This is a genomic window from Bradyrhizobium sp. 41S5 (assembly GCF_011516665.3).
In the GTDB taxonomy this organism is placed as follows: domain Bacteria; phylum Pseudomonadota; class Alphaproteobacteria; order Rhizobiales; family Xanthobacteraceae; genus Bradyrhizobium; species Bradyrhizobium quebecense.
The window spans coordinates 5,126,405-5,146,259 of sequence record NZ_CP083721.1 but is presented as its reverse complement, the minus strand read 5'-3'; the positions used below and the strand labels follow the sequence as shown (position 1 = coordinate 5,146,259).

21 protein-coding genes are annotated in these 19,855 nt (G+C 63.4%); 12 read left to right on the top strand and 9 right to left on the bottom strand.

The genetic code is table 11. From position 1 onward, the window contains the following. Positions 1-72 precede the first annotated feature (72 nt). The 3 genes from guaB to HAP47_RS25150 all read left to right on the top strand — a co-directional run bounded on the left by guaB (position 73) and on the right by HAP47_RS25150 (position 3,420). Positions 73-1,563 (top strand): IMP dehydrogenase, encoded by a 1,491-nt coding sequence (guaB, locus tag HAP47_RS25160; protein ID WP_173642299.1) that lies wholly within the window; start codon positions 73-75, stop codon positions 1,561-1,563. A gap of 271 nt (positions 1,564-1,834) precedes the next feature. After that, the gene (locus HAP47_RS25155) at positions 1,835-2,869 is read left to right on the top strand and encodes an NADP-dependent oxidoreductase (protein ID WP_173642300.1); all 1,035 of its coding nucleotides are present in this window, start codon (positions 1,835-1,837) and stop codon (positions 2,867-2,869) included. 311 nt (positions 2,870-3,180) lie between these two features. Beyond that, positions 3,181-3,420 carry a hypothetical protein gene (locus tag HAP47_RS25150; protein ID WP_173643130.1) on the top strand — a complete coding sequence of 80 codons (240 nt, stop codon included), beginning with the start codon at positions 3,181-3,183 and terminating at the stop codon, positions 3,418-3,420. A 6-nt stretch (positions 3,421-3,426) separates the two neighbouring features. Here the strand turns inward: HAP47_RS25150 and HAP47_RS25145 are convergent, their stop codons facing one another. Then, positions 3,427-4,263, bottom strand: coding sequence for a metallophosphoesterase family protein (locus tag HAP47_RS25145; protein WP_173642301.1), 837 nt, complete (start codon positions 4,261-4,263; stop codon positions 3,427-3,429). A gap of 125 nt (positions 4,264-4,388) precedes the next feature. Further along, positions 4,389-4,826, bottom strand: coding sequence for a hypothetical protein (locus tag HAP47_RS25140; protein ID WP_173642302.1), 438 nt, complete (start codon positions 4,824-4,826; stop codon positions 4,389-4,391). Between the two features lie 170 nt (positions 4,827-4,996). Between HAP47_RS25140 and HAP47_RS25135 the strand changes: the two genes are divergently transcribed. Both HAP47_RS25135 and HAP47_RS25130 read left to right on the top strand, forming a co-directional pair. Further along, a complete protein-coding gene (locus tag HAP47_RS25135) occupies positions 4,997-5,419 on the top strand; it encodes an MAPEG family protein (protein ID WP_173642303.1) in 423 nt (140 codons plus the stop codon). 22 nt (positions 5,420-5,441) lie between these two features. Beyond that, on the top strand, positions 5,442-6,740 hold the full coding sequence (locus tag HAP47_RS25130) for an RsmB/NOP family class I SAM-dependent RNA methyltransferase (RefSeq protein WP_173642304.1): 1,299 nt from the start codon (positions 5,442-5,444) through the stop codon (positions 6,738-6,740). Positions 6,741-6,878: 138 nt separating this feature from the next. Here HAP47_RS25130 and HAP47_RS25125 read toward each other — a convergent pair whose 3' ends face one another. Beyond that, positions 6,879-8,153, bottom strand: coding sequence for an MFS transporter (locus HAP47_RS25125; protein ID WP_173642305.1), 1,275 nt, complete (start codon positions 8,151-8,153; stop codon positions 6,879-6,881). Positions 8,154-8,260: 107 nt separating this feature from the next. On the opposite strand from HAP47_RS25125, the gene HAP47_RS25120 reads away from it, so the two are divergent. After that, complete coding sequence (locus HAP47_RS25120; RefSeq protein WP_173642306.1) at positions 8,261-8,713, top strand: winged helix-turn-helix transcriptional regulator; 453 nt, start codon at positions 8,261-8,263, stop codon at positions 8,711-8,713. A 159-nt stretch (positions 8,714-8,872) separates the two neighbouring features. Here the strand turns inward: HAP47_RS25120 and HAP47_RS25115 are convergent, their stop codons facing one another. After that, positions 8,873-9,205, bottom strand: coding sequence for a DHCW motif cupin fold protein (locus HAP47_RS25115; protein WP_173642307.1), 333 nt, complete (start codon positions 9,203-9,205; stop codon positions 8,873-8,875). Positions 9,206-9,377: 172 nt separating this feature from the next. Continuing rightward, positions 9,378-9,749: a nuclear transport factor 2 family protein gene (locus HAP47_RS25110; RefSeq protein ID WP_173642308.1), complete on the bottom strand. Its 372-nt coding sequence runs from the start codon at positions 9,747-9,749 to the stop codon at positions 9,378-9,380. 136 nt (positions 9,750-9,885) lie between these two features. Between HAP47_RS25110 and guaA the strand changes: the two genes are divergently transcribed. The 3 genes from guaA (at position 9,886) to HAP47_RS25095 (ending at position 13,498) form a co-directional block, all read left to right on the top strand. Then, on the top strand, positions 9,886-11,484 hold the full coding sequence (gene guaA / locus HAP47_RS25105; protein ID WP_173642309.1) for a glutamine-hydrolyzing GMP synthase: 1,599 nt from the start codon (positions 9,886-9,888) through the stop codon (positions 11,482-11,484). Between the two features lie 405 nt (positions 11,485-11,889). Then, positions 11,890-12,426: a hypothetical protein gene (locus HAP47_RS25100; RefSeq protein WP_173642310.1), complete on the top strand. Its 537-nt coding sequence runs from the start codon at positions 11,890-11,892 to the stop codon at positions 12,424-12,426. 316 nt (positions 12,427-12,742) lie between these two features. Then, entirely contained in the window at positions 12,743-13,498 is a 756-nt protein-coding gene (locus HAP47_RS25095; RefSeq protein ID WP_173642311.1) for a hypothetical protein, read from the top strand. A 727-nt stretch (positions 13,499-14,225) separates the two neighbouring features. Here the strand turns inward: HAP47_RS25095 and HAP47_RS25090 are convergent. Together HAP47_RS25090 and HAP47_RS25085 are read right to left on the bottom strand one after the other, a co-directional pair. After that, positions 14,226-14,825 carry an NADPH-dependent F420 reductase gene (locus HAP47_RS25090; RefSeq protein ID WP_173642312.1) on the bottom strand — a complete coding sequence of 200 codons (600 nt, stop codon included), beginning with the start codon at positions 14,823-14,825 and terminating at the stop codon, positions 14,226-14,228. A gap of 40 nt (positions 14,826-14,865) precedes the next feature. Further along, complete coding sequence (locus HAP47_RS25085; RefSeq protein ID WP_173643131.1) at positions 14,866-15,600, bottom strand: SDR family NAD(P)-dependent oxidoreductase; 735 nt, start codon at positions 15,598-15,600, stop codon at positions 14,866-14,868. A 290-nt stretch (positions 15,601-15,890) separates the two neighbouring features. Here HAP47_RS25085 and HAP47_RS25080 point away from each other — a divergent pair, with 290 nt between their 5' ends. Continuing rightward, positions 15,891-16,787: a LysR family transcriptional regulator gene (locus HAP47_RS25080; RefSeq protein WP_173642313.1), complete on the top strand. Its 897-nt coding sequence runs from the start codon at positions 15,891-15,893 to the stop codon at positions 16,785-16,787. A 154-nt stretch (positions 16,788-16,941) separates the two neighbouring features. On the opposite strand, the gene HAP47_RS25075 is transcribed toward HAP47_RS25080, so the two are convergent. Continuing rightward, entirely contained in the window at positions 16,942-17,505 is a 564-nt protein-coding gene (locus HAP47_RS25075) for a TetR/AcrR family transcriptional regulator (protein WP_092113238.1), read from the bottom strand. Between the two features lie 111 nt (positions 17,506-17,616). Between HAP47_RS25075 and HAP47_RS25070 the strand changes: the two genes are divergently transcribed. Next, on the top strand, positions 17,617-18,270 hold the full coding sequence (locus HAP47_RS25070) for a glutathione S-transferase (protein WP_173642314.1): 654 nt from the start codon (positions 17,617-17,619) through the stop codon (positions 18,268-18,270). 180 nt (positions 18,271-18,450) lie between these two features. Here HAP47_RS25070 and HAP47_RS25065 read toward each other — a convergent pair whose 3' ends face one another. Continuing rightward, a complete protein-coding gene (locus HAP47_RS25065; protein ID WP_173642315.1) occupies positions 18,451-19,104 on the bottom strand; it encodes a glutathione S-transferase family protein in 654 nt (217 codons plus the stop codon). 275 nt (positions 19,105-19,379) lie between these two features. Between HAP47_RS25065 and HAP47_RS25060 the strand changes: the two genes are divergently transcribed. Further along, entirely contained in the window at positions 19,380-19,853 is a 474-nt protein-coding gene (locus HAP47_RS25060) for a VOC family protein (protein ID WP_173642316.1), read from the top strand. The last annotated feature ends 2 nt before the right edge of the window (positions 19,854-19,855 follow it).

Sequence of the window (19,855 nt, the reverse complement as noted above, 5' to 3'; positions counted from 1 at the left end):
CAGCGAGCGTCGCCGCAGGTAGCGCTCATCCGTAAGACCCTCGCGGCTGAGGCCGCAGATAAGGAGTTGGCAATGGCCACGGGACTTCAGGCGATCCGCGAAGCCTACACGTTCGACGATGTGCTTCTGAAGCCCGGTCTGTCGGACTTTCTTCCCTCCGAAGTCGACATTCGCTCGCGGGTCACCCGCGCGATCCAGCTCAACATCCCGATCATGGCGTCCGCGATGGACACCGTCACCGAGGCGCGGATGGCGATCGCGATGGCGCAGGCCGGCGGCCTCGGCGTCATCCACCGCAATTTCGACCCCGAAGGCCAGGCTGCCCAGGTGCGGCAGGTCAAGAAGTTCGAATCCGGCATGGTGGTCAATCCGCTCACCATCGGTCCTGAAGCCACGCTGTCGGACGCGCTGACGCTAATGAAGGATCACGGCATCTCCGGCATCCCGGTCGTGACTGGTGCGGGCAAGAACGTGCCGGGCAAGCTGGTCGGCATTCTGACCAACCGCGACGTGCGCTTCGCAACCGATCCGCGGCAAAGGGTCTCGGAGCTGATGACGCACGAAAACCTCGTCACGGTGCGCGAGGGTGTCAGCCAGGACGAGGCGAAGCGGATGCTGCACCAGCACCGCATCGAAAAGCTGCTCGTCGTCGACGACCAATATCGCTGCGTCGGCCTGATCACCGTGAAGGACATGGAAAAGGCGGTCGCCCATCCGCTGGCCTGCAAGGACGCGCAGGGCCGGCTGCGTGTCGCCGCAGCGACCACCGTCGGCGAGACCGGTTATGAGCGCACCGAGCGGCTGATCGATGCCGGCGTCGACGTCGTCGTGGTCGACACCGCGCATGGTCACTCGCGGCATGTGCTCAATGCCGTCAACCGCATCAAGCGGCTCTCCAACGCCGTTCAGGTCGTGGCAGGCAACGTCGCGACCGAGGGCGGCGCGCAAGCGCTGATCGATGCGGGCGCCGACTGCATCAAGGTCGGCATCGGCCCGGGCTCGATCTGCACCACGCGCATCGTCGCCGGCGTCGGCGTGCCGCAGCTCACCGCGATCATGGATGCGGTGGCGGCGGCAAAGAAGGCCGACGTGCCCGTGATCGCCGACGGCGGCATCAAATATTCCGGTGACCTCGCCAAGGCGCTGGCCGCCGGCGCCGACATCGCGATGGTCGGCTCGCTGCTCGCCGGCACCGACGAGACGCCCGGCGAAGTGTTCCTGTGGCAGGGCCGCTCCTACAAGGCCTATCGCGGCATGGGCTCGGTCGGCGCGATGGCGCGCGGCTCGGCCGACCGCTACTTCCAGCAGGACATCAAGGACACGCTGAAGCTCGTGCCCGAGGGCATCGAGGGCCAGGTGCCGTACAAGGGCCCGGTCGGCAACGTGATGCACCAGCTCGCCGGCGGTCTGCGCGCGGCGATGGGTTATGTCGGTGCGAAGGACATCAGGGATTTCCACGACAAGGCCGAGTTCGTCCGCATCACCGGCGCCGGCCTGCGCGAAAGCCACGTCCACGACGTCACCATCACGCGGGAAGCCCCGAACTATCCGGGCGGGGTGTAGTTGCACCGACGTCATTCCGGGGCTCGCGAAGCGAGAACCGGAATCCATCGGCCGCATCGCAGTTGGATGAATGGATTCCGGGCTCGTGCTTCACACGCCCCGGAATGACGATGGCAGTGCCAGAACCACGCCGTTCACGGCATGACGCACGTCATTTCAAACAGAATTTCAAACAAGCGCGCGCGAAAGAGCAAATCCATCTCCCTTGCGGGGAGCTGGATTGCATGACTACGTGTGCGCCACGAACCAATCACCTCAAGAGGAAATCAGCATGTCCCAAGGAAACGCCCAAGGAAAGCGCATCGTTCTGGCCTCGCGCCCGCATGGCGAGCCCACGCCGGCCAATTTCAGGCTCGAAGACTACACGCCGCCGACGCCGGGCGCGGGCGAGGTGCTGCTGCGCACCATCTGGCTGTCGCTCGATCCCTATATGCGCGGCCGCATGGCCGACGGTCCGTCCTATGCCGCACCGGTGCCGGTCGGCGGCGTGATGGAAGGCGGCACGGTGAGTGAGGTGATCGCGTCCAACAATCCCGCCTTCGCCAAGGGCGACATCGTGCTGTCGCGCGCGGGCTGGCAGACACATGCGCTGTCGGACGGCAAGGGCCTCGCCAAGATCGATCCGAAGATCGCGCCGATCTCGACCGCGGTCGGCGTGCTCGGCATGCCCGGCATGACCGCCTATACGGGACTGCTCGAGATCGGCAAGCCGCAGGCGGGCGAGACGGTGGTGGTTGCTGCCGCGTCCGGCGCTGTCGGTTCGGCGGTCGGCCAGATCGCCAAGATCAAGGGCGCGCGGGCGATCGGCATCGCCGGCGGCAAGGACAAGTGCGCCTACGTCAAGAACGAGCTCGGCTTCGACGAGTGCCTCGATCATCGCGATCCCAACCTTGCGGCGAAGCTCAAGGAAGCCTGCCCGAAGGGCATCGACGTCTATTTCGAGAATGTCGGCGGCGCGGTGTTCGACGCGGTGTTTCCGCTGCTCAATGCGTTCGCGCGCATTCCGGTCTGCGGCCTGATCGCACATTACAACGACACCGAGGCGCACGCTCCGAAATGGGCCGGCGCGATGATGCGCAACATCCTGACCAAGCGGCTGACCTTCCGCGGCTTCATCGTCAGCGACTTCGCCGCCATGCATGGCGACTTCCTGCGCGACATGTCGCAGTGGGTGCGCGAGGGCAAGGTCAAGTACAAGGAGTTCGTGACCGAGGGTCTGGACAGCGCGCCGGAGGCCTTCATGGGCCTGCTCAAGGGTGCCAATTTCGGCAAGCAGCTGGTCCGGGTCGGGCCGGACAAGGACTGAAGCGTGCCCGGATTCGATTTACCTTTCCCCGACGGGGAGAGGTCGATTTGCGCAGCAAATCGGGGTGAAGGGCCGCAGCTCAACGACGGACCGTCAACCTTCACCCGGCGCTTCGCGCCGACCTCTCCCAAGGGAGAGATGAAGCAGGGGCCGATCCGGATCGGGCCGGACAATGCGCGGAATGTGCCATTCCGCGCAACAACGTAACAAAAACGCCACAATGGGGGGCTTTTGGGGGCCTTTCGGCCCCCATTTGCTTGACGGGGAACCCGGAGCAGTTGATTCAATGTGGCTATATTTCAGGTGTAGCCATGGTTTTTGAAGCTATTGTTTTCGGGGTCATTCTCCTCGCCCTCGGCTATTGGGCGACGATGTTCGTCATGGGCCGCCGCGACGACGTCTTGCATGGAAAATTTGTCGAGGACGAGCCGGCCGCCGAGCCGGTCCGCATCATGCCACGCATGCGGCCCGCGCCACAGCCGAACAAGGACTCGCTGCAGGCGCTGCTCGCCGTCATCAAGCAGGATCTGCACGACGCGGCACGAAGCTAGCTCGGCTCACGCCGGCTGCTTGCCGAGCAGCATGTCCAGGTCGACATCGACTTGGCCCTTGGCCCTGACGTGGCGGACTTCAAAGCTGTCCGGCTGGAAGCGGTACTCGACGAGACCGGTTTGCTTGATGCCGATCACTTCCTGTCTCGCGTCTGAGATGATGAAGCCGGCCGAGGGCGCCCAGACCTGCCTGACATGCTCGAACGTATAGTCGCGGCGCTGGTGCACATGGCCGCTGCCGACCAGGCGCCAATCGACCTTGCCGAACATCTCGATCAGGCGGCGGCGCGCCGGCTGCGGCACGAAGCGGATCGCGGTCTCGACGCGCTCGGCATCGTAGGGCACGTCGAGATAGAGCGGCTTGTGCAGGAACAGCGCGACCGGTCTGCCGACGGCCTTGTCGAGCGCCGAGGCGAGCCAGTCGAATTGCGCGGCCTCACTGTCGAGGCCGGTGTTCATGATCAGCGAATTGAGGCCGATGAAGCACCAGCCGGCAGCGTCGAAATGCCAGCGATCCTCGCCGATCACCGAGGTAAAGGCGCGGCGCGTCTCTTCGGTCGGCAGTTGCGCCGGCACCGGGCCCACCGCGGTCGGATTGTCGCCGATGTCGTGATTGCCCGGCAAATAGAGGCAATCCACCGGCAGCGCGCTGTGCAGCTCCTTGGCGAACACCAGATCGTCGCGGCTGGTCGGCCCATCGAACGCGACGTCGCCGGAGTTGAGCACGAGATCGGGACGCGTCGTGTCGATGTGCTCGCTGACGCGATGAAAGTTGTCGACGAGCGGCTTGAAGCGACGCGCGAGGTGAGTGTCGGAGATCTGTGTCAGGCGAAACTGGGGCATGCATCGATCCTTTCGCCTGGAGCATAGGTCGGCGCGAAGTCGGAACGATGACGATTTCAGTGTGTTCTTCGCTGCTCTGTTTGATGCGTTGTTTGATGTCTTGTTTGATCTGGCGGCGCGAGCCGCTAGATCGCAAGCTGCTTGTCCGCGCGGTTGGGCAGGGCAGGCGGACCGACGCGACCTCCGAGCAGCCCGGCGTTCGGCGGGTTTGTTCCCGTCACGGCCGGCGATGCGTTGAGCCCGAGATAGGCAAGCGCATCGTGCCCCATGTCGTAGGCCGCATAGCCGAGCAGGCTCAGCACCAGCGCCGTGGCGAGGCTGTGCCTGAGGATGTCGCGCGTCGAGCGATAGCCGCCGCGGAAATAAACCGAGAGCAGGATTACGACCAGGAGCGCTGTGGCGATGCCGGCGAGCCCCGACAGCACCATGCCGAGCCCGCCATCCGCCGCATCGTCGAACCAGCCGATGCCGGGGTCGATCGCCTTCAGCAGGGAGGTGACGAGATCGCCGAGGCTTGCAGCCGCCAGGGCCGCGCCGTCCAGGATCGGGGTGATGATGCCCATCGCGTCAGCCGTGAGGAACTGAAACCGCCATTATTCTCGGGAGTTGGTCACCCGGGCTCGGATGATGGTTCAACGGGTTACCCAAGCGCGTTATTGGCACGCTTCATTGTCAGGAGCGGCCGTGGCGGCTAAGAGGGCGGCCGGGCGGCCGCGGCTGAGGGAGATTCTTGATGTCGGTTCAAATGGTTCTGCTGCCGGTCTTCATCCAGATCGGTCTCACCTTCGCGCTCCTGTTCGGGATGGCGACACTGCGCACCAGGACGCTGGCGAGCGGTGAGACCAAGTTGGCCGATATCGCGCTGCGCCAGCCGAACTGGCCGGAGCGTGCCACCCAACTCGGCAATTGCTTTGCGAATCAGTTCGAGCTGCCGGTGCTGTTCTATGTCCTGATCGCCATTGCGCTGCCGCTGCGTCGTGCCGATCTGTTCATCGTGCTGATGTCCTGGGTGTTCGTGGTGACGCGGTTTGCCCATGCCGGGATATTCGTCACCTCCAACGACGTGCGGCCGCGCTCGCTCGCCTGGTTCGCCGGCGTGCTGGTGCTGGCGGCGATGTGGCTTTATTTCGCGCTCAAGCTCCTGCTGCTGATCTGATGCGCCAAACCGAAAGAGATCGATGACCCCCGCTGCCCGGCTTTCCGCCGCGATCGAGCTGATCGCCACCATTGACGCACAGCGCATTCCCGCCGCGAAAGCGCTGAAGGAATGGGGCACCGCGCACCGCTATGCCGGCTCCGGCGATCGCGCCGCGATCTCCGGCCTGATCTGGGACGTGCTGCGCCGGCAATCCTCCGCGGCCTGGCTGATGGACGACGCCAGCGCCCGGTCGCGGGTGCTCGGCATGCTCAAGCTCGAGCGCGGCATGGACATCCCGACGATCTCGGCGCTGTGCGACGGCGGCCGCTTCGCGCCGGATCCGCTGACCGCGGCCGAGGAGGCTGCCTTGGCCTCGCGCTCGCTCAAGGATGCGCCGGCGCATGTCGCGGGTGACTATCCGGACTGGCTCGACCCGTATCTCGCAAAAGTGTTCGGCGACGACCGCGCCGCCGAGGCAACGGCAATGGCGAGCCGCGCACCGCTAGATCTGCGCGTCAACACACTGAAGGGCAAGCGCGAGAAGATTCTTCCGCGCCTGTCGCATCTCGGCGCCAGGGAGACACCGTGGTCGCCGCTCGGCCTGCGCATCGAGCTCGGCGCCGACGCGCGCAATCCCGGCATCCATGCCGAGGAGGATTTCATCAAGGGCGCCATCGAGGTCCAGGACGAGGGCTCGCAGCTCGCCGCGCTGTTCTCGGCGGCCAAGCCCGGCGAGCAGGTGATCGATCTCTGCGCCGGCGCCGGCGGCAAGACGCTGGCGCTGGCCGCCATGATGGACGGCAAGGGTCGGCTGATCGCGACCGACAGCGACAAGCGCCAGCTCGTGCCGATCCATGAGCGGCTGTCGCGCGCCGGCGTGCACAATTGCGACGTGCGCACGCCGCGAGGCGAGGAGGAGGTGCTGTCCGACATCAAGGCCTCCGCCGATCTCGTGCTGATCGATGCGCCGTGCACCGGCACCGGCACCTGGCGCCGCAATCCCGACGCCAAATGGCGGATGCGCCCCGGCGCGCTCGAGGTGCGGCTGAAGGACCAGGCCGAGGTGATGGCGCGCGCCGCGCCACTGGTCAAGTCCGGCGGGCGGATCGCCTACATCACCTGCTCGGTACTGGCCGAGGAGAACGGCGAGCAGGTCAAGGCGTTCATCGCGCGGCATCCGGAGTTTTCGGTGCAGCTGCCGGAGCAGACCGCATCGGTGCTGTGGGACAAGGCCGAGGCTTTTACCGAGGCCGCGCTGCAATCGGCGGAGGGCCTGCTGATGACGCCGCGCCGCACTGGCACGGACGGGTTCTTCGTCTCGGTGCTGAAGAAGGCGTGAGGCTTTCTCCGCCGTCATTGCGAGGAGCGCGACAAAATTGCGAAGCAATTTTGCGCTGTAGCGACGAAGCAATCCATGGCTCCGCACGTGCGGCACGATGGATTGCTTTGCTTCGCTCGCAATGACGAGTTGAGTACCCTACGCTTCGGAACATACGCCCACCGGCACCGGTGTCTTGCTCACCACCATGACCCAGTACAGCAGCGCGATTGCGCTGATCGCGGCGCCCAACGCGCAAACGCCGAGCCAGCCTGCGGCGGCATAGGCCATCGTCGAAGAGATCGCGCCGAGCCCGCTGCCGATCGAATAGAACACCATGTAGACGCCGATCAGGCGGCTCGACGCCTCCGGCCGCGCCGCGACGATCAGGCTCTGGTTGGTGACATGGACGGCCTGCACCGCGAAGTCGATCATGACGACGCCTGCGAGCACCAGCCACAGCGAAGCGTGCAGGCAGGCGATCGGCGCCCAGCCGGCGAGCATCAGCAGCAGCGACAATCCGGTGGTGCGCTGGCCCCAGCCGCGATCGGCGAGGCGGCCGGAATTGCGCGCCGCCAGCGCCCCGGCAAGGCCGGCAACGCCGAGCATTCCGATCGCGGTGTGCGACAGCGACAGCGGCGGCGCGGCGAGCGGCAGCACGACCGAGCTCCAGAACGCGCTGAAGCTCGCGAAAATGAGCAACGCGAACACGGCGCGCTCGCGCAAAACCGGCTCCTCGGCGAACAGCGCGGCAGTCGAGCGCAGCAGCTTTGCATAGGATGATTCGGTCAACGCCCGCGGCGGCTGCCTTGGCAGCACGTATGCGAGCAGCGCGGCCATCGCGAGCATCAGCACGGCCGAGGTCAGGTAGACCATGCGCCATCCGCCGAGGTCGGCCAGCGTGCCCGACGCGAAGCGGGCGAGCAGGATGCCCGACACGACGCCGCTTTGAATGGTGCCGATGGTCTGGCCGCGCTCGGCCGGCGAGGCCGATGTCGCGGCATAGGCCACGATCACCTGGATCACGACGGCGAGCAGCCCGACCAGCGCCATTCCGCCAAACAGCACGACCGCGTTCGGCGCGGTGCCGACCACGACGAGCGCGACCGCGGACAGCATGATCTGGCCGACGATCAGCTTGCGGCGGTCCCAGAGGTCGCCAAGCGGCACGATCAGCATCAGGCCGAAGGCGAGGCCGACCTGGGTCAGCGTCACCACGATGCCGATCGCCGCCGGGGTAATGCCGAGATCCTGCGCCATGGTGTCGAGCAGCGGCTGGGCGGAATAGATGTTGGCAACGCTCAGCCCGCAGGCGACCGCAAACAGCAGCACGATCGCGGGCGAAAGTGCGCCTGCCTTCGTGTCGCGGGGTTTGCCGTCCGTCTTGTGATCGCCCGTGGCCGGTCCGGCCCCCGTCATGGTCTGGTTCGTCATCTTGGCTCCGCTGCAATCTGGTCTTATAATAAGACCAATTGCATCGCAGTCTGTCTAGTCCTATTTTAAGACCAGTTGGGAACCGTGATCGAGGGAGGTGGAGCGCGATGCAGCGGACCGGATTCGCAAAGGCGGACTGCCCGGTGGCCCGCGCGCTGGATGCGATCGGCGACTGGTGGTCGCTATTGATCGTGCGCGACGCGTTCGACGGCCTGTGCCGGTTCGGCGACTTCCAGAAGAATCTCGGCATCGCCAAGGGCATGTTGACGGCGCGGCTGCGCAAGCTGGTCGAAACCGGCGTGCTCGAGCAGGTCGCCGCCTCCGACGGCAGCGCCTACCAGGAATATGTGCTGACGAAGCGCGGCCACGACCTGTTCCCGATCGTGGTCTCCTTGAGGCAATGGGGCGAGGCGCATCTCTATGCGCGCGGCGAGCCGCATTCGGTACTGCTGGACCAGGCCGGGCAGGCGGTCGGGCAACTCGTGCTGCCGTCGAAGAGCGGCAAGCCGCTGAGCTGGGCGGATACGAAGGTGCGGAAGGTTGCGGCGAAGCGGCGGTGAGTGCGCGCCCCACCCACCGGCGTCATCCTGAGGTGCGCGCCAAGCGGTGCGTCAGCAGCGCTTGGCGAGCCTCGAAGGATGGGGATGGAGCCGGGCTGTCGCCCTTCGAGACGGTCGCTTCGCGACCTCCTCAGGGTGACGGGATAGATGAAGGGGAGCTCAATCCACGATGAACAGAGTCGCGCCCGTTGCCGTCGATGAGCGGTGCGCGGCGTCGCCGAAATCGGAGACCTGGTAACTCATGCCGGGCTTGAGCGTGAATTTGCGGCCGTCGCGCAGCTCGGTGTCGAGCTCGCCCTCGACCACAAAGAGCACGTGGCCGCGATCGCACCAGTGATCGGCGAGATAGCCCGGCGAATATTCGACCATCCGCACCCGCAGCTCGCCGATATCGAGCGTGCGCCACAACGCTTGCCCGGTCTCGCCGGGATGCACTGAAGGTTCGACGTTGCTCCAGTCGGTGACGGTGAAGGGCAGGGTCGGGATTTCCATGCTGCGAGTCCTGGTGTGCTTTCATTTACGAACTCCCCGTCGTCATTGCGAGGAGCTCGCGACAAAATTGCAAAGCAATTTTGCGCTGAAGCGACGAAGCAATCCATGCTTCCGCGCGTGTGGAGCTATGGATTGCTTCGCTTCGCTCGCAATGACGGGGGAGGGGACGCCGTCAACCCACCAAATGGTTCGCCGAGCCTTGCCGGATCTTGCCTTCGACATCGAGCCTCAGATACTCGCAGATCTTCTTGCCGCGCTCATTCTGGTAGAACACGACGACGCTGTCGGGCGAGACATAGAGGTCGATCAGGTTGAAGTGCAGCTCGGGCAGCTTGGCGAGCGCGGCGCTCCAATAGGCGCGGAGCTGCGCCTTGCCGCGCACGGTGCCGGAGGGACCGAAGCCGAACGCCGGGATCCGGTCCGAGGTCATCTCGGTCTCCTCCGAATACATCGCCAGCACGCGCTCGAGATCGCGCGCGTTCCAGGCGGCGATCCAGTCGTGGCCGAGCGCTGCGAGGCGGGACGGTTCGTGAAAATCTGGCATCGGTTTCCTCCCATTGGTTATGGCCAAATTAGGTCAATAATACTGACCTATATCAATTTGTCCATGCCCAAAGAAGAATGTGGGCGCCCCGCGCTGCGCGGTTGCGGGGGCGGGCGGTGTCGCGTATCTGCTTGCCATGACAGCCCAGCACACAGCCCATGACGCGTCGGCGCCCACGGTGGCCTCGGCGCATGACAAGATTCTGATTGTCGATTTCGGCAGCCAGGTGACGCAACTGATCGCCCGCCGCGTCCGCGAGATGGGCGTCTATTCCGAGATCGTGCCGTTCCAGAAGGCCGAGGCCGCCTTCAAGGAGATGAAGCCGAAGGCGGTGATCCTCTCCGGCGGGCCTGAGTCCGTGCACGAGACCGGTTCGCCGCGCGCGCCGCAGCTGATCTTCGAATCAGGCGTTCCCGTGCTCGGCATCTGCTACGGCCAGATGACCTTGGCCGCTCAGCTCGGCGGCGAGGTCGAAGGCGGGCATCACCGCGAATTCGGCCGCGCCGATGTCGAGGTCAAGACCGACAGCCAGCTGTTCGACGGCGTCTGGGGCCACGGCGAGAAGCACCAGGTGTGGATGAGCCATGGCGACCGCATCACCAGGATGCCGCCCGGTTTCTCGGTGGCCGGCACCTCGCCGAACGCGCCGTTCGCGATCATCCAGGACGAGAAGCGGAAATACTACGGCCTGATGTTCCATCCCGAGGTGGTGCATACGCCCGATGGCGCAAAACTCTTGCGCAACTTCGTCCGCAAGGTGGCAGGCCTGACCGGCGACTGGACCATGCGCGCCTTCCGCGAGGAGGCGATCGAGAAGATCCGCGCCCAGGTAGGCTCGGGCAAGGTGATCTGCGGCCTCTCCGGCGGCGTCGATTCCGCCGTGGCGGCGGTGCTGATCCACGAGGCGATCGGCGACCAGCTCACCTGCGTGTTCGTCGATCACGGCCTGCTGCGGCTCGACGAGGCCAAGACCGTCGTCGACCTGTTCCGCAACCACTACAACATCCCGCTGGTCCATGTTGACGCGTCGAAGCAGTTTCTCGGCGAGCTCGAGGGCGTCACCGATCCCGAAGTGAAGCGCAAGACCATCGGGCGTCTGTTCATCGACGTGTTCGAGGCCGAAGCGAAGAAGATTGGCGGCGCCGCATTCCTGGCGCAGGGCACGCTCTATCCTGACGTGATCGAGAGCGTCTCCTTCACTGGCGGGCCGTCGGTCACCATCAAGTCGCACCACAATGTCGGCGGCCTTCCGGCACGCATGAACATGAAGCTGGTCGAGCCGCTGCGCGAGCTGTTCAAGGACGAGGTGCGCGTGCTCGGCCGCGAGCTCGGCCTGCCCGAAGTCTTCGTCGGCCGCCACCCGTTCCCGGGCCCCGGCCTCGCCATCCGCTGCCCCGGCGACATCACGAAGGAAAAGCTCGACATCCTGCGCAATGCGGATGCGGTTTATATCGACCAGATCCGCAAGCACGGCCTCTATGATGCGATCTGGCAGGCTTTTGCGGTCCTGCTGCCGGTGAAGACCGTCGGCGTGATGGGCGACGGCCGCACCTACGAATACGTCGTGGGCTTGCGCGCCGTCACCTCGACAGACGGCATGACCGCCGACTTCTACCAGTTCGACATGAAGTTCTTAGGGGAAACGGCGACGCGCATCATCAATGAGGTGAAGGGCGTGAACCGTGTCGTGTACGACGTGACGAGCAAGCCGCCGGGGACGATTGAGTGGGAGTGAGGGGGAGCGCAAGGATTGCGTGTCGTGGAACCGGGTCGACGAGTTGGAACAAATAGTGTACATTACGCTCGCGATCGGAGAATCACGGCGGCAACTCCGCGCGAATGGATATCGGGGGCGGCTGTGATGAATGCTCTGTTTTCACACCTGAGAGCGCTGCTCTTGGGCATAGCACCGAGATCAATGCGATCTCCCGGGCTTGTTTCGTGGCAATCTTCCTTTTAGGCGATGGCGGACGTCCCTCGAACCATTGAGCTCTATGGCGGCGACGCTTCGGCAATACTGCGGTTTCAATCTGACAGGCCGGAGCTTCTGCCATACGCGACACTGACAGCAGCAAGGTCGTCTGGGCTTGCCGACTTTGAAGCAGTCTACGGTGTATACGAGTGGCAAGATCGCCCGCTTATGTTGCTCGTTGATGGAGACAGGCTTCGTGATCACGGCGATCACATCAAACGCCTGCGTCGTGCTGCAGCCATGCGCGGCGATGCCCCTTATCTCGGCATCGTGAGTCCTGGAACGCTGACGGTTTTTCACGTTGCGCTTGATAACAGCGGCTTAGACACGGCGAGGGTTGCGTTACCGGCCGGCGACGATGCCGTGGTTACGATTCCATTTCTGGGCAACGCTCGTCCAGAAGCCGCGCATAGGAACTGGATTAGCGATGTCGTTCTACGGTTACTCACCGTTTCAATTGACGCACTCGTCGAAGAGGGGGTGAGTGATGGAGATGCGATTTCTCTTGTCGGGCGAGCTCTATTTATTCGCTTTCTTGCGGATCGTTCGCTGCTGGGGCCCGGTACGCTTCCATCGGGATACACCGACCCAAGCGTCTTATTCGATGACCCCGACGCGATTGCCATAACGTCGAGTTGGCTCGATCAGACGTTCAACGGTGACTTTCTGCCTCTATCCCATGAGGTTGTAGGGCGTCTGAGGTAGACGTCGAGCGGTTACCTCAGTTCCGTGAGGCTCGCATACATCGGCGGCGGCCCCTCGAAATATTTCAAGGGCCCCTGCTCATCGTCAAAGAATCGCCTCCGGTTTCTCACGGGCGCATTCGTGTGTCCGTCGCCACTACGGATGTGGTCTACAACCAAAGTTACCACGGCTACAGCGCTGCAAAGCATAAGGGCTCGTCCCGTTTGTGGATCGGGCGTTTGAATCAAGCCCGTTATTGGAGTTCTAGCCAGGCGCGACTTACTGCGCGCAATCTCATTTGGGAGCACGTGGAGTTCTTTGCTGGTAGCGGAGCCGCATGAAACCTCGACGTGTAGATCAGGTTAACGAGCTCACTCGCGGGCTGACGTTGCCTATGACGCCGATTGCGATTGTGCATCTCCACGTAATCCTTGATGCGATGAAGCGGGCCCTCGATCAACTTATCGTCGAGTACGGAGATGCTTTAGCGACGAAGGAGGAAAAAGAACTTAACAGTTTGGTTCAAGCGCGCTTGAACAAGCTGTGCGCGGAAGAGAAGCTTTTGTCGCAGATGGTGGTGTGCGTCGTTCGTGGCGGCGAGAGCGTTAGTTTTGACGGCAAGCGTCTTGAGCTGCGTCCTGACCTCGGCATTTACCTAACGGGGCGGAACCGGAGTTTTCCGCTCGTTGTTGAGTGTAAGATTATCGACCGTGCAGGCGGAAAGGGTGTGGACCTCTATTGCGTTCACGGAGTTCAGCGATTCGTGGAAGGTGACTATGCTTGGGGCAGCACGCAAGGAGTAATGCTTGGTTACGTCCGAGACGGATCGTCCGTCAGTAAGGCGCTTACGCCACATCTCCGAGCAAGTGCTGTGAAGCGGGTCGATCCTTTTCGGACCCAAGGCTTGCCGGATCGGAAGAAGGCTGTTTCGCTCACAATTTGGACATCCAGACACAGCAGAGATTTTAGCTATGTGGGCGAGATAGGAGGGCAACCAGGGCCGATCGGAATCTCGCATTTGTGGGTGAGTATTCCCAACATGAGAAAGGCAGCGCCAAGATTGGGACGAACCGCGGTGCCGCGGCGGCGATAGCGACAGCGCGACCCAGTCCATCTCTCCGAAGACTGTATATCGCATCCAAAGGATTTGGTTGACGAGCCTTCGCTTGACGGGCCGAAATTGGCCCGCCACCTGCGACAAAACAACCCGACGGGCAACTCAGCAAAACCCGTCAAGACCTCGCGCTAAAGATATTTCGGTTTTAAAGAAGTGTAACTCGGTGTATAGATCAACTCGTCCCACCCGACACGAGGGGCGCTTCGCGGTCGTCACGAACGCGGTGTGGGATGCGGTGGACGCTGCGCGTGGTACTGACGAGAACGCGCAAGGCGGACGGCGAAGTCGTGTGGTCCTGACGCCCTAGCGGCCGGTGTCTCTCCGCAAAGCGCGCAAGCGTTTTTGCGGAGACGGTGACAAGCAAGCCCAGTCTCGCCGGGGAGAGCACGAAGTAAGCCGCACAACCATCGCGCAGGGAAGGCCGGGTTGTTCCCGGTTACACCTGTGGTCCTACCCCCGAGCTTTCTACCCATTGCTCGGGGCCCATGGGTGCGATCGGCACCCGGTCTTCCCTGCGCCCTCTGTTAGAAGCGAGGGCGAGACGAAGCGCGAAACTCGGACAGATCATGTCGCGAGATCGCGGACGTTCATGCTGTTTGAACTGTGAATAGTGCGGCTCGGGCGAATCCTGGGCCATCGATAGCAGTAGATGGCCGATGTCTCAGGATCGTACCTCGGGTCAGATCACACTGTCGTCGATCGATCACTGCTCTTTCTTGAACAAATCCTGGAAGATGAGCGGGCCCCAAGTGCGGTCGCGTGCGTGGATCAGCGCGCCACCCTCGTTGAGCTTTCCGAGTTTCACGGGTGCGAACCCGAGTTGCTTGGCCAAGGCCGCCACCGGAGCGATCGCGTCCTCGTCGTCACCAGACAGAAAGATCACCCGGTGGCCGCCCTCGACGACCGGATCGGCAGCCAGCTTGGCCGCGCCCAGATGATTGAAACCTTTCACGAGCTTGGCGCCGGCGAAAGCCTTCGCGACGAAGGCGGAGGACGGGAGACCGTCCAGCTCTTCAGGGACCGGAAACGCGTTCATCGCGTCGATGATCGTCTTGCCTGTCCAGCTCGGCAGGGCCTTCGCAACCTCGCGATGTTCTCCGAACGGGACCGCCAGGATGATGGTGTCGGCCTCGAGTGCATCCCGCAGCGACTTGGCGACAACCGTGGGTCCAATCGCCCGAGCCTGCGGCGCCAACGCCTCGGGCGCCCGGCGGCTCGCGACCGAAACGTCGATGTTCTTACGGGCGAAGGCGTGGGCGAGGGCCTGGCCTATCTTGCCGAATCCTACAATCGCGTAGCTCATGATGTTTCTCCGATCCGTGTTGATGTTGATTCCCCGGCCTTCAGATGGCGGAGAAGCCGCCGTCGACAGACAGCTCGACCCCATTCACGAAGCTCGAATCGTCTGAAGCAAGAAACAGCGCTGCCGCCGCAATTTCCTCGGGACGCCCCATCGTTCCCCGCGGGATCAGGGATTCGAACATCCGCTTCGCTTCCTCGGTGAGAACCTGGTCCTGCATCGGCGTGGCGATCGGCCCCGGGTGCAGCACGTTCACCCGGATATTCCTGCCTTTCAGTTCGTTGAGCCAACCGCGTGCGAATGCGTGCAACGTCGCCTTGCTCGCCGCATACACGCTGTAACCGGGAAAGCCTTTGATCGAAGCAACCGACCCGGTCATGAAGATCGATCCGCCATCGTTGAACAGCGGCAACGCCTTCTGGACCGTAAACAGCGTGCCGCGCGCATTCAGGTTGAAGGTCGCATCGAAATGCTGCTCGGTAATCTCGCCCAGTGGGACGGCTTCGCCGATGCCGGCGCTCGCGTACAGGACGTCGATCCTGCCCTTTTCCCGCTTGACCGTGTCGAACAGACGGTCGAGGTCGTCGAGATTGGCTGCGTCGCCGCGCACGCCGGTCACGTTCCGGCCAATCAGCTTGACGGCCGCGTCGAGCGCCTCCTGCCTCCGGCCCGTGATGAAAACATAGGCGCCTTCTTCAACGAACCGCCTGGCGCTTGCCAGCGCCATGCCGCTCGATCCACCCGTGATGACTGCAACCTTACCCTCAAGCTTTCCCATGACTTCTCCTTCAAATTCCGTCTTTGGTCGTTCGGGGAGGCTCCCCGAGAACCTCGAGATGGGTCCGCCGGCGTCAGACGTTGAGTGCGGAAGCGCGCACATCGGTGGTGCGAAATCGATCCGGCTGGATGAGTACGCCAGCCGCGACGATCGGTGTCCGCCGTTCGGAATTGGGCTGCGTCTGTCGGCATGGGCTATGATAACTGCCCGTGCTACCCACATACGGGATGCCGTTTGATGTATTGGACAAGGGCTTTGGAAGGCACACCCCGGCGGTGCCGGATTGCACCATGATCGACTGGGATGACGTTCGCTACTTTCTGGCCGTCGCGGGCGGAGGCTCGGTGCGGGCTGCCGCCGAGCGCCTCGGTGTGAACCACACGACCGTGCTGCGACGCATCGCCCAGCTCGAGGAACGGCTCGGGGTGCACATGTTCGAAAAGCTGCCTTCGGGCTACCGTCTCACGGCTGCGGGCGAGGAGGTCCTCGAGTTCGCGGAGCAGATGGAAGCGTCGTCGCACCTGCTGGAGACGCGCGTCTTCGGGCGCGACCAGAGCGTGCGCGGGCTTCTGCGGGTGACGCTGGCACCACCGCTTGCGACACACCTGCTGATTCCGGACTTCGCCGATTTCGCGCGTCTGCATCCGGACATCGAGATGGAAATCCTGTCGTTCGGCGAGCTGGCAAATCTGACCAACCGAGAGGCCGACGTCGCGATCCGCGTCGTCTACGACCGCAAAACCCTGCCGCTCAATCTTCACGGCCTGAAGGGACCGGAGCTGTTCGGCGGCGTCTACATGTCCCGCGATCGACTAGCCGCGTGGCGCGCCGGCGCGCCTGATCCCATCCGGTGGATCGTCATCAGCATTCATGGCATTCCGGATTGGGCCAGCGAGGGCGAGGTTCGCACGACGGGGGTTCCATTCAGGACCACGGACGCCGAGGCGCAGATCGTTGCTGTACGGCAAGGGCTCGGGATCACGACACTGCCGTGCTTCGTCGGCGATGCCGACCCCCTGCTGGTGAGGGTGCCGGGCACCGACCTGCACATGTACGGAACGCTCTGGCTTCTCACACAGGGCGAGACACGCAAGACGAAGCGCGTGCGGCTCTTCACTGAGTTCGTATCCCGCAGGCTCGCCGCGTACGCGCCGCTTCTCGCGGGGCTGTCCATATCGCGCGACTGACGCGCAGCAGGTCGCCGATGGCGCTTGCCGTAGTCTGGTCGGAAGCCGAGCTGCAATCGTTCCAGGCGCCATCGCGGTCAATCCCCGTGCTGACGGTGGTCTTCGAGTGGGAGTAGGGCGTCGCCGCCTCACTGCGGTCTGATGTTCGGACCATCTATGCCGGTAGAAGACCAGCGGCGCGATAGTTGTCGATCATCGAGTCGTAGAGCGAAATATCGGAGCGGCTTCTGGCGACGAGCTGCGCACCGGCAATTGCGGCGAAGATGGCGCGGGCCCGCTGTTCGCTCTTCCTCGAATTGACCAGGCCCGCGGCCACCAACAGCTTGCTCAGCCAGGCCACGTTGACGTCGGCAAAGGTCTGGACCTCCTTCCTCACCGCGTCCGGAAGATCGTCGACTTCCGCGGACATGAAGCTGCACAGGCACATGCGATTGTTGCTCTCGAGCGCTTTGCGAAACACATCGGGATATCGACGCAGGCAGCGGACAGGATCCGTCGCCTCTGCCAGCATCGCCTCGAGTTGGGCGGCGGTGTCCTCCCAATATCGCCGCGCGACGGCTACGCCGAGATCGGCCTTGCTCGGGAAATGGTGATAGATGCTGGCGGCCTTGATCCCGACCTCGTCCGCGAGATCGCGGAAATTCAAGCCGCTATAGCCGCGCGCCTGCGCGGTCCGCTTTGCTGCCGCCAGGATGGCTTCCCGAGAGCTTGAACTCACTTCATCGCCTCACTGCTTCGTTATCTACCAAGTGATAGATAGACGTTGACCAGCCGGATTTGAAGGCTTCATATGAAGCCTACCAAGTGACAGGTAGACAAAGGAGTCATGATGAAGATCTACGATTGGCCAACCGGCCCATATCCGGCCCGCGTTCGCATCGCCCTGGCCGAGAAGAACCTGCGGTCGCACGTGCAGTTCGTCTTGGTCGATCTCTACAAGGGCGAGCACAAGAAGCCCGCATTCCTCGCCAAAAACTACTCGGGCACCCTGCCGGTGCTCGAACTCGATGACGGGACCTTCATTGGCGAGTGCACGGCCATTACCGAGTACCTTGACGCGCTTGATGGCGCGCCGACGCTGACCGGCAGGACGCCGCGCGAAAAGGGCGTGATCCACATGATGAGCAAGCGCGCCGAACTGGAACTGCTCGACGCCATCAGTGTCTATTTCCACCACGCCACGCCGGGTCTTGGGCCTCATGTGGAGATCTATCAGAATCCCGAATGGGGATTCCGTCAGCGCGACAAGGCCCTCAGGGGGATGCACTATTTTGACGGCATTCTGCGAAGACAGCCGTTCGCCGCCGGCGAGGCGTTCACAATGGCCGATATCACCCTGATAGGCGGCTTGATCTTCGCGGGACTCGTAAACGTGCCGGTGCCGGTGGAGTGCGAGGCTCTTTCGGCATGGTATGCAAGGATGCAGGAGCGTCCTAGTGTCAAGAACCGGATAACGATGTCCGAGCCGATCGAGGCATCTTGATTGAAATCGTAGTCTGCGAACAACTGCTCGACCGGCAAGCATTGCCCGGATGGAACGACATTCTGGCGCTTCCGATCGGCACATCGTTGGTATCCCGCATGTCGCTCCGCCCATGCGGGATATGCGGCCGAACGACATCATGCGTCGACTGCAACGGTATCCACGCGAGACGCCCGCCAATCAAGCGGTCGGTAGCTCGCTTGTGTTCACCGCGAGCTGTGCGGCGAAAGCCCGCTTGTAAGCCGGCCGGGCTTCGCCGCGGGCGACATAGGCGGAAAGGTTCGGATATTCGTCGAGGATGCCCGATGCTTTCAGCCTGAGCAGCACCGACACCATCATCAGGTCGCCCGCGCTGAACGCGCCATCGAGCCAGTCGGCCGCGCCGAGGCGGGCGGAGAGCTGCTTCAGCCGGTCGCGGATGCGATCTATGACCAGGGGCAGGCGCTCCCTGGTCCATGGCTTGTCGCTCTCCAGGATTCTGGCGGTCACAAGCTCGAGGATCGGCGGTTCGATCGTGTTGACCGCGGCAAACATCCAGCTGATTGCGCGGGCGCGGGCATTGGCATCATCAGGCAGCAGGCCTGCGTGACGCTCGGCGATATGGAGCACGATCGATCCGGTCTCGAACAGCACGAGATCACCTTCCTGATAGGTCGGTATCTGGCCGAAGGGATGCAGCGCCAGATGCGCCGGCTCCTTCATCGCCTGGAACGAAACAAGGCGAACTGCGTAAGGCTGGCCCACTTCTTCCAGCGCCCAGCGAACGCGCGTATCGCGCGCCAGTCCCTTGCCGCCATCGGGTGACCGTTCGAAGGCGGTGATGGTGGGGGTCATCGTTTTCTCCATGTCCTTGTCTGGTGTCCCGAGGACGAGCGGGCGGCGCGTGTCACGACAGCCGATCCTGGAATCTTTCGACGGTGTTCGCGTGCCTGAGTTGCCTCGACGCAAATCAAATCTCGTTTCCCCGCCTGCGACAAATCACCCCGACGGGCAACTCACCAAAACCTGTCAATATCAGCATAAGAAAATATTCCGCTTGGCGTAGCCTGTTGCCGTGCTGTCGGCTGCGTCTTCGCCAAGCGTCCTTCGCACAAACCAGGAGACTGCAAATGACCGATCTCGTCACATGCCTTTGGTTCGATCAGGGCCGGGCGCGCGCAGCGGCGGAATTCTATGCTGCGACTTTTCCCGACAGCCATGTCGATGCGGGGCATGTATCGCCAATACCTGTCATCGGGCAGGGTGACGAACTGACGGTGGAGTTCACCGTGCTCGGCCGCCGCTTCGTCGGGCTGAACGGCGGCTCCAACTACACGCCAAACGAGGCGGTCAGCTTCATGGTGCTCACCGACAGCCAGGAGGAGACCGATCGTTACTGGAATGCGGTCACTTCGAACGGCGGCAAGGAATTGCCATGCGGCTGGTGCCGGGATCGCTGGGGATTTACCTGGCAGATCACGCCGCGGCGGCTGCTCGAGCTCGTCAACGGATCCGACCGCGCCGCCGGACGGCGCGCGATGGAGGCGATGATGACGATGAAGAAGATCGACATCGCCGCGATCGAGCGGGCGGCCGCGGCGTAATC